The organism is Micromonospora sp. WMMD1076 (genome assembly GCF_029581475.1).
GTDB classification, from domain to species: Bacteria; Actinomycetota; Actinomycetes; order Mycobacteriales; family Micromonosporaceae; genus Micromonospora; species Micromonospora aurantiaca.
Map to the genome: position 1 here is coordinate 6,369,277 of NZ_CP120862.1, position 14,381 is coordinate 6,383,657.

Sequence of the window (14,381 nt, forward strand, 5' to 3'; positions counted from 1 at the left end):
CGTTCGCGACTGCGGGGCTCGCAAAACCGGCTCACTCCTCGCGCTCACCGCCATCTCCGTTCGCGACTGCGGGGCTCGCAAAACCGGCTCACTCCTCGCGCTCACCGCCCACCTCCGGGAACGACCTCGACGGACGCGCGGCGCTCGGGCCGCAGGGTGGCGGCTGCGGCGCGGACCTGTTCCTCGGTCACCTCGCCGACCAGCCGGGGCAGGTCGTTGAGCAGGCCGGGTGCGCCGCGCTGCTGTTCCAGCACCGCCATCCGCAACGCGCGGCCGAGCACCGCGTCCGTGTCGCGCAGCAGGTGGGTCGCCATCCGGGCCTGGGTACGCGCCAGTTCCCCATCGGTCAGCCCGTCGGCCGCCAGCCGGTCCAGTTCCTCGTCGATGGTGCGCAGCACCTTGTCCACGTCGCCGCCGGGCGGCAGGTGGGCCTGGAGCAGCAGCGCGGTGGGGTCGCGGACGTCGAACGGGTCGCCCATGAAGCCGAGGTACCCGCCGAGGCCGGTGACCGACCGGTCGCGCTGCACCAGCCGTTCGACCAACCGGGAGGCGTCGCCGTCGGTGAGCACCTCGGCCAGCACCACGTAGGGCAGGTAGCCGGTGAAGTCGCTGATCGGGTCGGGCACCCGCCACGCGCCGGCCACCGCCGGGAGCGGGGCCAGCGCGTCGGTGTACGTGCTGCGCCGCTCGGTGGTCAGGTCGGGCTCGGCGAAGTCGGGCCGCTGCGGGGCGGGCCGGGCCGGCACGTCCCCGAAGTGCCGCTCGATCAGTGTGGTCGCCTCGGCCACGTCGATGTCGCCGCTGACCGCGAGTACGGCGTTGCCGCTGGCGTAGTAGCGGCGGAAGAAGTCGGCGGCGTCGGCCACGGTGGCCGACTCCAGGTCGACGAAGGAGCCGTAGCCGTCGTGCGCGTTGGGGAAGGTGTCGAACATCACCGGGGGCAGCGTCAGCCAGGGGAACCCGCCGTACGGCCGGTTCAGCACGTTGACCCGGATCTCCTCCTTCACCACGTCCACCTGGTTGCGCAGGTTCTCCTCGGTGAGCCGGGGGCCGCGCATCCGGTCGGCCTCCAGGAACAGCGCCCGTTCCAGTGCGTTGGCGGGCAGCGTCTCGAAGTAGTCGGTGTAGTCCAGGTGGGTGGAGCCGTTGAACGTCCCGCCCGCGCCCTGGACGTGCCGGAAGTGGGCCAGCTTCTCCAGGTTCTCCGAGCCCTGGAACATCAGGTGCTCGAAGAGGTGGGCGAACCCGGTGCGCCCCTCGGGCTCGGAGCGGATGCCGACGTCGTAGACCACAGCGACACCGATGACCGGGGCGCTGCGGTCCGGCGTCAGCACCACGCGCAGGCCGTTGTCGAGGGTGAACCGTTCGACCGGGTACTTCGTCGCTGGAATCTTCGCTCTCCGCGTCGGCACGAGATCGACACTAGCGCCTCGGTACCGGCTCTACCGCCGGTGTGCCCTGGCCGAACGGTGGACTGTCGCGGGACGGGACTTGACGCCGGCGGCCGCTTGCCCCAGTCTTCCTACCAACTAAATAGGAATACTGCGGATTGGACATTCGATGAGACGGCTTCCCCTGCGCCGCCTGGCCACCCTGGCGGCCCTGGCCGCCCTCGGCGCGGCCACGCTCGGTACCACCGCCGCCTGCGGCGAGGACAGCGACGCCGGCGCCGGATCCGGGCCGGTGACGCTGCGCCTGGGCTACTTCCCCAACATCACGCACGCCCCGGCTGTGGTCGGCGTCGAGAAGGGGATCTTCAAGGAGAAGCTCGGCAGCGGCGTCGAGCTGGACACCAAGACGTTCAACGCCGGCCCGGCCGCCATCGAGGCCGTCTTCTCCGGCGCGCTCGACGCCACGTACATCGGCCCGAACCCGACCGTGAACGCCTTCTCCAAGTCCAAGGGCGAGGCGGTCCGGGTCGTCTCCGGCGCCGCGTCCGGCGGCGTCGCGCTCGTGGTCAAGCCCGGCATCACCTCGGTGGAGCAGCTGCGCGGCAAGAAGATCGCCACCCCGCAGCTCGGCAACACCCAGGACGTGGCGCTGCGCTACTGGCTCAAGGAGAAGGGCCTGGAGACCACCAAGGAGGGCGGCGGCGACGTCAAGATCGTGCCGCAGGAGAACGCGCAGACGGTCGAGACGTTCGGCAGCGGCGCCATCGACGGCGCCTGGGTGCCCGAGCCGTTCGTCTCCCGGCTGGTGAACGCCGGCGGCAAGGTGCTCGTCGACGAGCGTAACCTCTGGCCGGACAAGAAGTTCGTCATCACCAACCTGCTGGTCAGCACCAAGTTCCTCAAGGCGCACCCGGACGTGGTGAAGAAGCTGGTCGAGGGCCAGGTCGCGGCGAACGAGTTCGTCAACACCAAGCCGGACGAGGCGCAGCAGGCGATCTCCGACCACATCGGCAAGATCACCGGCAAGCCGCTGGACCTCAAGCTGATCAAGCAGGCCTGGCCGACGCTGGAGTTCACCAACGACCCGATCCCGTCGTCGCTGAAGACCGGCCTGGACCACGCGGTCGCGGTCGGGCTCACCCAGCCGGTCGACCTGAACGGCCTCTACGACCTGAAGTACCTCAACGAGGTGCTCAAGACGCAGGGCAAGGCCGAGGTCAGCCAGCCGTGACATCGACCAGCACGACCCCGCGCAGCGCGACCGGCTCGGTCGCGCTGCGCGGCGTGACCAAGGTGTACGGCCAGGGTGAGCAGGCGGTCCTGGCGCTGGACGGGCTGTCGCTGGACATCGCGCCGGGCGAGTTCGTCTGCATGGTCGGCGCGTCCGGCTGCGGCAAGAGCACGCTGCTCAACCTGGTCGCCGGACTGGACCGGGCCAGCGGCGGCGCGATCGAGCTGGGCGAGGGCGTCAACCCGGGACTGATGTTCCAGGAGCCGGCGCTGTTCCCGTGGCTGACCGTCGAGGGCAACGTCGAGGTGCCGCTGAAGCTGCGCGGACTCCCCCGCGACCAGCGCAAGGAGCGGGTGGCCGAGCTGCTGCGCACGGTCCACCTGTCCGAGTTCGGCCGCAAGCGGCCGCACCAGCTCTCCGGCGGCATGCGGCAGCGGGTCGCGCTGGCCCGCACGCTCGCGCTGGAGACGCCGGTGCTGCTGATGGACGAGCCGTTCGGCGCGCTGGACGCGATGACCCGCGACATCCTGCACGACGAGCTGGAGCGGATCTGGACCGAGCGCAAGCTCACCGTCCTGTTCGTCACGCACAACGTCCGCGAGGCGGCCCGGCTCGCCGACCGCATCGTGCTGCTCTCCAGCCGGCCCGGCCGGATCATCTACTCCACCGAGGTCGCCGTGCCGCGCCCCCGGCGGATCGACTCGCCGGAGGTCTCGGCCATCGCCGCCGAGGTCACCGACCGGCTGCGCAAGGAGGTGGGCCGGCATGGCCAGTGACACCCTCACCGGGTCGGCGCGTACGGACGCGGAGATCTCCGGACTCGACGCGCTGGAGATCGCCGGCCGGGAGAAGGGCCCGTCCCGGGTACGCCGCCTGTGGTCGGCCACCTGGCCCAAGTTCGCCGCGCTCGCGCTGGCCATCGCGATCTGGCAGGCGGTGGTCTGGTCCGGGTGGAAGGAGCCGTGGGCGTTGCCCGGCCCGGCGGTGGTCTTCGGCGACCTCGGGGACTACCTGGTCAGCTCGGCGCTCTGGGAGGGCCTCGCCACCACCGCCCGGCGCGCGGCGGTCGGGTTCGCCGCCGCGGTCGCGGTCGGCCTGCTGCTCGGCCTGGGCGTGGCCCGGGTCAAGGTGCTCCGGGCCGCGCTCGGCTCGATGATCACCGCGTTGCAGACCATGCCGTCGATCGCCTGGTTCCCGCTGGCCATCCTGCTGTTCCAGCTCAGCGAGCAGGCGATCTTCTTCGTCGTGGTGCTCGGCGCCGCGCCGTCGGTCGCCAACGGCGTCATCCACGGCGTGGACTACGTGCCGCCGCTGCTGGTCCGCGCCGGCCGCAACCTCGGCGCCCGCGGGCTCAACCTCTACCGGTACGTGATCGCGCCGGCCGCGCTGCCCGCCATCGTGGCCGGGCTCAAGCAGGGCTGGGCGTTCGCCTGGCGCAGCCTGATGGCCGGTGAGCTGCTGGTGGTCATCGCCACCCGCACCTCGATCGGCGCTCAGCTCACCTACGCACGCGAGCTGAGCGAAGCGCCACGCCTGATGGCCATCATGATCGTCATCCTGGTGGTGGGCCTGCTCGTGGACACCGCGTTCGGGGCCGCCGACAAGGCGATCCGCCGCCGCTGGGGCGTGCTGGACCAGGCCGGCAACTGACGTCGTGTACATCTCCGCGCGCGCCGACTACGCGCTCCGGGCCATGCTCGCCGTCGCCGATGCCGCCGGGACCACAGGCGACCCGGTGGCCGGCGGCGGCGAGCTGGTCAAGGCGGCGAGCCTGGCCGGGAGCCAGGACATCCCGCTCAGCTTCCTGCAGGGGATCCTGCTCGACCTGAGGCGGGCCGGACTGCTGCACAGTCACCGCGGCACCGAGGGCGGATACGCGCTGACCCGGCCGCCGGACGAGATCAGCGTCGGCGACGTGCTGCGCGCGGTCGGCGGCGCGATCACGAGCGTCCGGGGCATCCCCGCCGACCGGGCCGGCTATCACGGCGTGGCGACCGGTCTGCGGGACGTGTGGCTGGCGGTGGACGGCGCCATCGCCCTGGTGGTGGACCGGACCACGCTCGCCGATCTGCTGAGCGACCGGGCGACGGCACCCTGACGCGCGTCCGGTCACGCGGCCGGCGGCGGGAGCGGGTGCCCGGCCGGTCGCCGGCCGCAGAGACATATCGGTTTCTCGGCATCGTCCGCCCGGCGCGGCTACTGAGTGTGCGGGGCGCTCATCCCGGGCGTGAAGCTGCGGGCGGCGCCGCGATCCGGCGAGCCGCCGTCGGACGGCTGCCACGGCCAGAACGCGGCCGCCGCGGCGAGCGCCAGGCCGGCCCCCGCCACCGCGAGCACCAGCACCACTTCCCGCGCTCCGCCCGATCCGGCTTCCCCCGCCATGAACCGCTCCCTCCGCGCCCGGCCGACCCCCCGACCGGTCTCCCGCGCAGCAGCATCACCGTCGGGTTCCGGTCGCACAGTCGGGCAGCCGACCGAACATCGGCTGATTCCCGACTCAGGAGCGAACGCTCGGCCCGACCGGAGACGAGCCGGTCGGGCGCGGGCCGCTCGGGCGCGGCCCCGGACAGACGCGGGCCGACCGGACGCGAGGCCGGTCGGACGACGGGCCGCGGTCAGCGGCGGCGCGGGCGCCGGCGAGGACGGGTTCCCGGGGCGGGGTGCGCGGCGGCGGGCGCGGTGATGGTAACCGGCACGCCGGACGGCTCCCGGGCGCCGGTGAGCCGGGTCAGCTCGCTGTCGCCGGGGCGTACCCGCGTGGTCTTGGGGTTGATGCCCGCGGTGGTCATCAGCCGGGCGACGTCGCGGCGCTGGTCCGGCAGCACGAGCGTGACCACGGTGCCCGACTCCCCGGCCCGGGCGGTCCGGCCGCCCCGGTGCAGGTAGTCCTTGGCCTCGGTGGGCGGGTCGGCGTTGACGACCAGGTCCAGCCCGTCGACGTGGATGCCCCGGGCCGCCACGTCGGTCGCCACCAGGGCGGTGACCTGGCCGGTGCGGAACTGCTCCAGGATGCGGGTGCGCTGCGGCTGCGACTTGCCGCCGTGCAGCGCCGCCGCGCGTACGCCCTTGGCGAGCAGTTGGCGGGCCACCCGGTCGGCGCGGTGCTTGGTGGCGATGAAGACGATGGTGCGGCCCTCGCGGGCGGCGATGTGCGCGAGCGCGGCCGGCTTGTCCTCCGCGTCCAGGTGCAGCACGTGGTGCGTCATCGCGGTGACGGTGGCGGTGCCCGGGTCGACGGAGTGCGTCACCGGGTCGGTGAGGAACCGGCGGACCAGCCGGTCCACGCCGCGGTCCAGGGTGGCCGAGAACAGCATCCGCTGCCCGCCCGGCGCGACCTGCTCCAGCAGCTTCGTCACCTGCGGCAGGAAGCCCATGTCGGCCATCTGGTCCGCCTCGTCCAGCACGGTGATGGTCACCTGGTCCAGCCGGGCGTCTCCCCTGTCGATCAGGTCGTGCAGCCGGCCCGGCGTGGCCACCAGCACCTCGGCGCCGGCACGCAGCGCGGCCGCCTGCCGGGTCAGCGAGAGCCCGCCGACCACTGTGGCGCAGCGCAGGCCGAGCGTGGCGGCGTACGGGGCGAGCGCGTCGGTCACCTGCGCGGCCAGCTCACGGGTCGGTACGAGCACCAGCGCGAGCGGGCGGCCCGGGCGGGCCCGGCGACCGGCCGTACGGTGCAGCAGCGGCAACCCGAACGCGAGCGTCTTGCCGGAGCCGGTCCGGCCCCGGCCGAGCACGTCGCGGCCGGCCAGCGAGTCCGGGATCGTGGCCGCCTGGATCGGGAACGGCGCGGAGATGCCCTGCGCGGCCAGTTCGGCGACGAGCGCCGGGGCCAGGCCGGTGGCGGCGAACGTGGGCAGGGTCGTGGTCATGCGGAAAGCCTTCCTCGACGCGGCACGTGTCGAGGAAGGGCGCCGAGCAGCGGCGCGTCACCGGCGTCACCGGTGGTCACAAGCACGAACCGAAAGGGACGGGCCGGCCCGGCAGAGGCGGGCCGGCCCGTGCACCACGCCCGAAGGGGCGCGATGGTGGTGCCGGTTGATCCGGAGATCAGAGCGGGCGGATGTTCTCCGCCTGCGGGCCCTTCTGGCCCTGGGTCACCTCGAACTCGACCCGCTGGTTCTCGTCCAGGCTCCGGTAGCCGGAGGTCTGGATCGCCGAGAAGTGGGCGAAGACGTCGGCGCCGCCGTCGTCCGGGGTGATGAAGCCGAAGCCCTTGTCAGCGTTGAACCACTTGACGGTGCCAATTGCCATGTGTTTCGTCTCCTTGACGGAACGGTCGGCCCGCACGTGTTGCGGGCCGGAGAGGAGCACCCCGCGCGTGGAATACGCGGCGTGCCTGTCGCTGCTGGTCGCCCCGCCCGGAGAACTCCGGACACAACAAAGAGCGCCTGGGGCCACAATCCGCCAGGCGCACACAGAGTCTCTGGAAACCAAAACTGCAACCCCGTCAACGTATCACGGATTCGCGCGCTCCGGGAGATCCCCCGGGATTTCCGGCACGGCGGCCACCAAGGCGGCCAGTCCCTCCGCGTCGAGCAGATCGGCCGGGCGGACGGTGGCGGAGTCCCGCACGTAGTGGAACGCGGCGCCCACCCGGTCCACCGGCACCCCGGCCAGCTCCGCCCAGGCCAGCCGGTAGACAGCCAGCTGCACCGCTGCCGCGTCGGCCTCCCGGCCGGACGGCTGCCGCCCGGTCTTCCAGTCGACCACGTCGTAGCGCCCACCCGGACGGGCGAACACGGCGTCCATCCGCCCCCTGACCACCACCCCGGCGATGACGGTGGCGAACGGCACCTCCACCTCCACCGGCACCCGGTCGGCCCACTCACCGGCCAGGAAGCGCTCCTGCAACTCGGCCAGCGCCTCGTCCGGGGCCGCGTCCTCGTCCGCCGCGCCGGGCAGCTCGTCCACGTCGAGCAGCCGGTCGGCGCCGAAGCGCTGCTCCAGCCAGGCGTGGAACGCGGTGCCGCGCCGGGCGTACGGGTTCGGTTCGGCCGGCATCGGGCGGCGCAGCGTACGGGCCAGCGCCTCCGGGTCGCGGCGCAACGCCACGAGCTGGGTCACCGAGAGCTGGCCGGGCAGTTCGACCTCGACCGCCTCGGCCTGCCGGTCCAGCTCCGCCCGCTCGGCCAGCAGGAGATCGGCCTCGCGCCGCCAGCGGGCCACCTCGGCGTCGTCCGCCGCTCCCGTGGTGGCGAGCACTGCCGCCTCGCGGCGGGCCACCTCCGGGTCGGCCAGGTGGCGGCGGACCAGCGCCCCCGCCTCGGTCAGCGCCGGGCGGCGGGCGCCCAGCGGGTCGGCCGGCCACTCGGCCCGCAGCACCGTCTCGGTGGTCGGGTTCACCGCGTCCCCGGCCGGCTCCGGCGTCCACGCGTCCACCACGTACCCGTCCGCACCGGCCAGGCAGGCGTCGTGCACCTCCCGCAGGAACACCGACGGGCCCCGGAACCGCTTGGTCCCCTCCCCCCACCAGTAGCCGGAGCAGAGCAGCAGCCGGCGCGGGCGGGTCACCGCCACGTACGCCAGCCGGCGCTCCTCCCGCTCGTCGTGCGCCCGCCAGGCGTCGGTGAAGTCGGTCAGCGCCCGGGCCACGCCGCGCTGGTCCTCCGTCTCCGGCAGGGCCAGGTCGGGCAGCCCGTCCGCGTCGCCGCGCAACGGGAACGGCAACACGCCCAGCCCGCCCAGCCAGTGGTCGGAGTTGCGGACCGGTCCCGGCCAGACGCCCCGGGTCATCCCGGCCACAGCCACCACGTCCCACTCCAGGCCCTTCGCGGCGTGCGCGGTGAGCACCTGCACCGCGCCGGCCACCACCTCGACCTCGCCCGGCGCCAGCCCGCGCTCCTCGTCCTCGGCGGCGGCCAGGTAGGCGAGGAAACCGGCCAGCGTGGCTCCGGGCGTCTCGCCGCTGAACCGGGCCGCCACGTCACCGAGCGCGTCCAGGTGCGCGCGGGCCAGCCCGGCGTCGCCCGCGCCGTCCCGGCCGGCCCGGACCGCCACCTCGACGTCGAGCCCGATGGTCCGCTCGATGTCCGCGATCAGCTCCGGCAGGGACTGGTCCAGCCGGTAGCGCAGCAGCGCCAGCTCCATCCCGTACGAGCGCAGCCGCGCGTAGCCCTCGGCCGAGTACGCCTGCGCCGGCCCCAGGTCGGCCAGCGCCTCGACGAGCGTGGCCTCGTCCAGCGCGTCCACCGTGATCTCCGGGCCCTCGTCGCCGGTGAGTTCCCGGCGGCTGCGGGCGATCGCGCGGGCGCGGCGGTGCAGGGCGACCAGGTCACGCGGGCCGATCCGCCAGCGCGCGCCGGTCAGCAGCCGCAGCAGCGCCGCCCCGTCGGTCGGGTCGGCGAGCACACGCAGCGTGCACACCACGTCCCGTACCTCGGGGGTGTCCAGCAGCCCACCCAGGCCGACCACGTCGACCGGCAGCCCGCGGGCACGCAACGCCGCCTCGATCGCCGGGATCTGGCTGCGCAGCCGCACCAGCACCGCAGTGGTCGGGCGGCGGTCGGCGGGGATGTGCTCGGGCAGCGCGCCGGGCATCCCGGCCGCGCCCCGCCAGGCCGCCAGCACGCTGTCCGCGATCCAGTCGGCCTCGTCGGCGTACGTCTCCAGCAGCGCGCAGTGCACGGTGCCGCCGGCCTGCCCGCCCGGCGTGCGGTGCGGGATCGGGTCGCGGACGCTGAGCGCGGCGCGCAGCTCCGGCACCCGCGCGCCGGCCGCCCGCAGCGGCACCGACAGCGTGTTGGCCACGCCGAGGATCTCCGGCCGGTTGCGCCAGCTCGTGGTCAGGCTGAGCACGTCGGCCGGGCTGCCGTCGGTACGGGCGAACTCGGCCGGGAACCGGTCGAGCGTGCCGGCGCTGGCCCCGCGCCAGCCGTAGATGGACTGGCAGGGGTCGCCGACCGCGGTGACCGGGTGGCCGCCGCCGAACAGCGCGTTGAGCAGCACCACCTGGGCGTGGCTGGTGTCCTGGTACTCGTCGAGCAGCACCACCCGGAACCGGTCCCGCTCGATCACCCCGACGCCGGGATGGTCACGCGCCACCCGGGCCGCGCGGGCGAGCTGGTCGGCGAAGTCCATCGCCTCGAAGTCGTCCTTGCGCCGGGCGTACGCCCGCACCAGCGGCAGCAGCTTCAGCCGGGTCCGCTGGAGCTGGAGCGCCTTGCGGACGTCGGCGTAGACCCGGCCGGGCCGGGACTGCACGTCGGCGAAGAACCGCCCGGTCCAGGCGGCCAGCTCGTCCGGGTCGACCAGGTGCTCGTCCAGCTCACCGGCGAGCGCCAGCACGGCGTCGGTGATGGTCGACGGCATCCGGTCCACCTCGGACATGTCGCCGTCGTAGTTGCGCACCAGCAGGTCGACGAGCTGCCAGCGGGACGCCTCGGTGAGCAGCCGGGTGGTCGGCTCGTACCCGGCGCGCAACCCGTGCTCGGTGACGATCCGCCCCGCGTACGAGTGGTACGTGGACACCGTCGGCTCGCCCGCCAGCGGATCGTCGTGCGGATCCCGCCCCTGCCGGCCGAGCCGCCGGATGAGCTGGTCGAGCCGGGTCCGGACGCGGTGTGCCAGCTCGCCCGCCGCCTTACGGGTGAAGGTGAGGCCGAGGATGTGCTCGGGGCGTACGTAGGAGTTGGCGACCAGCCACACCACCCGCGCGGCCATCGTCTCGGTCTTGCCCGAGCCCGCGCCCGCGACCACCAGCAGCGGCTCCACCGGCGCGGCGATGATCGCGGCCTGCTCCCTGGTCGGCGCCGGCAGCCGCAGCAGCCGGGCCAGCTCGACGGGCGTGTAGCGGGGCCCCGCGTCGGCGGTGCGCGGCGTGGGCGTGGCGGAGGCGCCGAACAGCGCCGGCTGAACGGTCACGGTGCGGTCCTTGTTCGCGACTGCGGGGCTCGCAACACCGGCTCACTCCTCGCGCTCACGAATTCTCCGGTGGCGGCTCGACCACCTGGCGGCCCTGGCCGGAGACCGGGCAGCTGGTGCGTACCGGGCAGACCCGGCACTTGGAGTTGGCCACTGCGGCGAACGTCGAGGCGGCCATCGTGTCGGCGGTACGGCGCACCAGCGCGGTGGCCCACCCGGCCTCCGGCCCCTCCCCGGCCGCCGCCTGGGTCTGCTCCCTGGCGTCCCGCGCGCCGGTGCCGAGCTGCACCAGCGCCGCCCCTCCGGTTTCCTCGCCGAACTCGGCGAACCCGCCCGCCTCCACCGCCGCCTGGTACGCACCGAGCTGCGGATGCTCGGCCACCTCCCGCTCGGTGACAGCCGTCGACTTGCCGGTCTTCAGGTCGATCACCACGAGCCGCCCCTCGGCGTCGACCTCCAGCCGGTCGACCCGGCCGGTCAGCTCGATCGGGCGGGACGGATCGTCGAGGCGGACCGCGAACTCGTGCTCGATCGCGAGCAGGCGGCGCGGGTTGCCGGCCAGCCAGCGCAGCAGCTTGTCCACCATCGCCTCGGCGCGCTGCCGCTCCGGGCCGGCCATCCACCGGGCGGCCAGCTCGATCGCGTCGAACCGGGCGGCCACGTACTCCAGCAGCGCCTCCCGGTCGACGCTGGCGTCCTCGGCCAGCATCGCGGCGGCGTGCACCAGGTTGCCGACGCCCTGCGCGGCGCTCGCCGGCCCGCTGCCGCCGTGCCGTTCCAGCAGCCAGCGCAGGCTGCACCGCAACGCGCTCTCCATCGCCGACGGGGTGACCCGCACCGGCTCGCCCTCGTCGACCAGCGGCCGGTCGTCGGACAGGCCGCGCAGCCCCCACCAGTCGTCCGGGTGCGCGCCGGGCACCCCGGCGGCGGCCAGCCGCGCCAGCTCACCCGCCGCCGCGTACCGCCGGGTGATCGGCGTCGCCGGGTCGGTGACTGCGGTACGCAGCTCCGCCACCAGCGCGGACAGCGTGAGCCCTCGCGGCGGCAGGGTGACCGGGAGCGCCGCGGGCGGCCCGTCCTGCGGATGCTCGTCCCCGTGCGGCACCGGCCCGTCGGCGGCGCCCCCACGCGTGGCCGTACCGGTCGGGCCGTTTCCGGTCGGAGCCGGACCAGTCGGGTTCGGACCAGTCGGGTTCGGGCCGGTCGGGTTCGGGCCGGTCGGGTTCGGGCCGGCCGGGGCGGGGCCGGTTCCGCCGGTGGCGGGTGGGTCGGCGGCGGCCAGCTCGTGCAGGAAGCGGCTCGGCTGCTCCTCGTGGTCGTCCCCGCCGACCGCCGCGGACGCGACGGCGGTGACCAGCAGCCGCCGTCGCGCCCGGCTGATCGCGACGTGGAACAGCCGCCGCTCCTCGTCCAGCAGCGCCGACGTCTGCCCGACCAGGCTGGCCCGCAGCCCGGCGCCGTCGGCGCGACCGGCGAGCACGTCGACGAGCCGCTCCGAGCCGAGCAGGCTGCCGCGCAGGCGCAGGTCGGGCCAGACGCCCTCCTGCACCCCGGCGACCGCGACCAGATCCCACTCCAGACCCTTGGCGGCGTGCGCGGTGAGCAGGCGTACCGCGTCGCCCCGGTCGGCGGCGGCGGCGAGCGTGTCGGCGGGCAGCTCCTGCCCGAGGACGTGGTCGAGGAACACCTCGGTACGCGCGCCGGGCAACCGGTCGGTGAACCGGGCCGCCGCGTCGAAGAGGACGAGTACGGCGTCCAGGTCACGGTCGGCGGCCTCGGCCCGCCAGCGCTGGGCGGTCTCGTGCTCGCCGGTGGCCGCCCGCCCCCTGGTGATCGCCCCGGCCCAGCGTTCGGCCAGCCCGCTCTCCCGCCACACCGCCCACAGCACGTCCTCGACTGTGGCGCCGGGCCGGCCGGCCGTCTCCCGGGCGGTCGCGAGCAGGTGCGCCACGGCCTGCGCGGGGGCCGCCCAGCGACGCTCGATGGTGGCCAGTTCGGCCGGGTCGCGAAGTGCCTCCACCAGCAGCTCGCCGGAGGGACGGCGGTCGCCGCCGGCCAGCGCCAGTGCCCGCAACCCCTGGCGCAGCCGCCGCTCGGCCAGCGGGTCGGCCCCGCCCAGCGGGGAGTGCAGCAGCGCGACCGCCGCCTCCTCGTCCAGCCGGTCGGGTTCGAACGCGCAGCGCAGCAGGAGCAGCAGCGGGGCGACCGCCGGCTGGAGGTGCAGCGGCAGGTCCTCGCCGTGCACGACGGTCGGCACACCGGCCGTGTGCAGCGCGCGGCGCAGCGACGGCAGTTGCCGGCCGGTGGAGCGGACCAGCACCGCCATCCGGGACCACGGCACGCCGTCGAGCAGGTGCGCCTCGCGCAACGCGTGCGCCAGCCACGCCGACTCGCTGGTGGCGGACCGGAACGTGCGTACCTCCACCGTTCCGGCGGGCGCGCCGGGAAGCGGGCGCAGCCGCCGGTGCGCCGCCGGGCCGCGCAGCCGCCGGGCCAGCCGGGCGGTCGCCGCCAGCAGTTCCGGACCGGCCCGGTACGAGGTGGTCAGCGTGACCTGCGCCGCCGGAGCACCGGAGGCGGTGCGGAAGCGGTGCGGGAACGTGGTGACGCCCGCCGGGTCGGCACCGCGGAACGCGTACGTGGACGAGTCCGGGTCGGCGAACGCGACGAGGGACCGCCCGCCACCGGCCACCACGGCGAGCAGGTCGAGCTGGGCGGGGTCGGTGTCGGCCAGCTCGTCGACGTACACGTGGGTCAGGCGACGACGCTCGGCGGCGAGCAGCCCGGGATCGTCGAGCAGCATGCCGGTGGCGGCGCGCACCAGCTCCGCCGGGTCGTACGCCACCGAGCCCCGGTTGCTCACGTCGCGCAGGGCGAGCACGGCGACGTACTCGCGCAGGAAGCGCGCGGCGGCGGGCCAGTCGGCGCGGCCCAGCCTCTCGCCCAGCCGGGCCAGCTCGACCGGGCCGACGCCGCGCTCCGCGGCACGCATGAGCAGGTCGCGGAGCTGCTGGGCGAACGCCCGGGTACGCAGCGCGGGGCGCAGATCCTCCGGCCAGCCGACCGGGTCGTCGCCGGGTTCCTCCCCCACCACGTCGAGCAGCTCACGGATGATCAGATCCTGCTCCGGGCCGGTGAGCAGCCGGGGCGAGGGCTCGCCGCGTTCGGCCGCCGCGCGGCGCAGCAGCCCGAAGGCGTACGCCGGGAACGTGCGCACCAGCGGCTCACGGATCACCCGGTGCCCGCCCTCGGCGATGCGCGCCTCGATCCGGTGGCGCAGTTCGGTGGCGCCGCGCCGGCCGAAGGTGAGCACGAGGATCCGCTCCGGGTCGACGCCCTCGGCCACCCGGGCCGCGACCGCCTCGACGAGCGTCGTCGTCTTGCCGGTGCCGGGACCGCCCACGACGAGCATCGGCCCGTCGGTGTGCGCGACCACCTCGGCCTGCGCCGCGTCGCCCCGGCGCGGAAGGTTCGTGCCCGCCCCGGCCCCGATCCCCACCGAAGCGGCCGACGGTGGCGACGCCCCGGCTCGCGACGTGCCACTCGCGGACGACGCTCCGGCCTCGTCCGGCGGCGTAGCGGTTCCGGGCGGCGTAGCGGTTCCGGGCGGCGTAGCGGTTCCGGGCGGCGTAGCGGTTCCGGGCGGCGTAGCGGTTCCGGGCGGCGTAGCGGTTCCGGGCGGCGTAGCGGTCTGCGGGTGCGCGGCATCGCCCGCCGACCCCCCGGATCGCGGCTCCGCCTCGGCCGGTCCACCGGACCGACCCACCCCCTGCCCCGCCCCGGCGTCGTGGGTGACCCCCGCCCCCGCGCCGCCGGGCCGGCGCACCAACCGGTACGCCTGCATCACCGACATCCCACCACGCCGGTACGACACCCGGAAACCGACCGCCGTCCCGCCC

At 74.9% G+C, this 14,381-nt stretch carries 10 protein-coding genes; 4 read left to right on the forward strand and 6 right to left on the reverse strand.

The features are described from left to right. Window positions 1–101: 101 nt before the first annotated feature. Window positions 102–1,412, reverse strand: coding sequence for a pitrilysin family protein (locus O7622_RS28830; RefSeq protein WP_282311217.1), 1,311 nt, complete (start codon window positions 1,410–1,412; stop codon window positions 102–104). Window positions 1,413–1,560: 148 nt separating this feature from the next. On the opposite strand from O7622_RS28830, the gene O7622_RS28835 reads away from it, so the two are divergent. The 4 genes from O7622_RS28835 to O7622_RS28850 are packed head-to-tail and all read left to right on the forward strand — an operon-like array spanning window position 1,561 to window position 4,720. Beyond that, window positions 1,561–2,622: an ABC transporter substrate-binding protein gene (locus O7622_RS28835; RefSeq protein ID WP_282311218.1), complete on the forward strand. Its 1,062-nt coding sequence runs from the start codon at window positions 1,561–1,563 to the stop codon at window positions 2,620–2,622. Continuing rightward, window positions 2,619–3,398, forward strand: coding sequence for an ABC transporter ATP-binding protein (locus tag O7622_RS28840; RefSeq protein WP_282311219.1), 780 nt, complete (start codon window positions 2,619–2,621; stop codon window positions 3,396–3,398). Before O7622_RS28835 ends, O7622_RS28840 begins: the two co-directional genes overlap by 4 nt. Further along, window positions 3,388–4,272, forward strand: a complete 885-nt coding sequence (locus tag O7622_RS28845) for an ABC transporter permease subunit (protein WP_282311220.1) — start codon at window positions 3,388–3,390, stop codon at window positions 4,270–4,272. The genes O7622_RS28840 and O7622_RS28845 overlap by 11 nt, the downstream gene beginning before the upstream one ends. A 4-nt stretch (window positions 4,273–4,276) precedes the next feature. Next, window positions 4,277–4,720 (forward strand): Rrf2 family transcriptional regulator, encoded by a 444-nt coding sequence (locus O7622_RS28850; protein ID WP_282311222.1) that lies wholly within the window; start codon window positions 4,277–4,279, stop codon window positions 4,718–4,720. Window positions 4,721–4,818: 98 nt separating this feature from the next. Here O7622_RS28850 and O7622_RS28855 read toward each other — a convergent pair whose 3' ends face one another. The 5 genes from O7622_RS28855 to O7622_RS28875 all read right to left on the reverse strand — a co-directional run bounded on the left by O7622_RS28855 (window position 4,819) and on the right by O7622_RS28875 (window position 14,326). After that, window positions 4,819–5,004, reverse strand: coding sequence for a hypothetical protein (locus tag O7622_RS28855; protein WP_282311223.1), 186 nt, complete (start codon window positions 5,002–5,004; stop codon window positions 4,819–4,821). Window positions 5,005–5,237: 233 nt separating this feature from the next. Next, window positions 5,238–6,491, reverse strand: a complete 1,254-nt coding sequence (locus O7622_RS28860; RefSeq protein ID WP_282311224.1) for a DEAD/DEAH box helicase — start codon at window positions 6,489–6,491, stop codon at window positions 5,238–5,240. 178 nt (window positions 6,492–6,669) lie between these two features. Continuing rightward, window positions 6,670–6,873 (reverse strand): cold-shock protein, encoded by a 204-nt coding sequence (locus O7622_RS28865; protein ID WP_013288421.1) that lies wholly within the window; start codon window positions 6,871–6,873, stop codon window positions 6,670–6,672. Window positions 6,874–7,077: 204 nt separating this feature from the next. Further along, the gene (locus O7622_RS28870) at window positions 7,078–10,482 is read right to left on the reverse strand and encodes an ATP-dependent DNA helicase (RefSeq protein ID WP_282311225.1); all 3,405 of its coding nucleotides are present in this window, start codon (window positions 10,480–10,482) and stop codon (window positions 7,078–7,080) included. Between the two features lie 55 nt (window positions 10,483–10,537). Beyond that, window positions 10,538–14,326 carry a PD-(D/E)XK nuclease family protein gene (locus O7622_RS28875; protein WP_282314260.1) on the reverse strand — a complete coding sequence of 1,263 codons (3,789 nt, stop codon included), beginning with the start codon at window positions 14,324–14,326 and terminating at the stop codon, window positions 10,538–10,540. Between the last annotated feature and the right edge of the window lie 55 nt (window positions 14,327–14,381).

Bases quoted from the DNA above. Each gene is read 5' to 3' on its own strand.
- O7622_RS28835 (WP_282311218.1), top strand. From the start codon at position 1,561: ATGAGACGGCTTCCCCTGCGCCGCCTGGCCACCCTGGCGGCCCTGGCC.
- O7622_RS28845 (WP_282311220.1), top strand. From the start codon at position 3,388: ATGGCCAGTGACACCCTCACCGGGTCGGCGCGTACGGACGCGGAGATC.
- O7622_RS28855 (WP_282311223.1), bottom strand. From the start codon at position 5,004: ATGGCGGGGGAAGCCGGATCGGGCGGAGCGCGGGAAGTGGTGCTGGTG.
- O7622_RS28860 (WP_282311224.1), bottom strand. From the start codon at position 6,491: ATGACCACGACCCTGCCCACGTTCGCCGCCACCGGCCTGGCCCCGGCG.
- O7622_RS28865 (WP_013288421.1), bottom strand. From the start codon at position 6,873: ATGGCAATTGGCACCGTCAAGTGGTTCAACGCTGACAAGGGCTTCGGC.
- O7622_RS28875 (WP_282314260.1), bottom strand. From the start codon at position 14,326: ATGCAGGCGTACCGGTTGGTGCGCCGGCCCGGCGGCGCGGGGGCGGGG.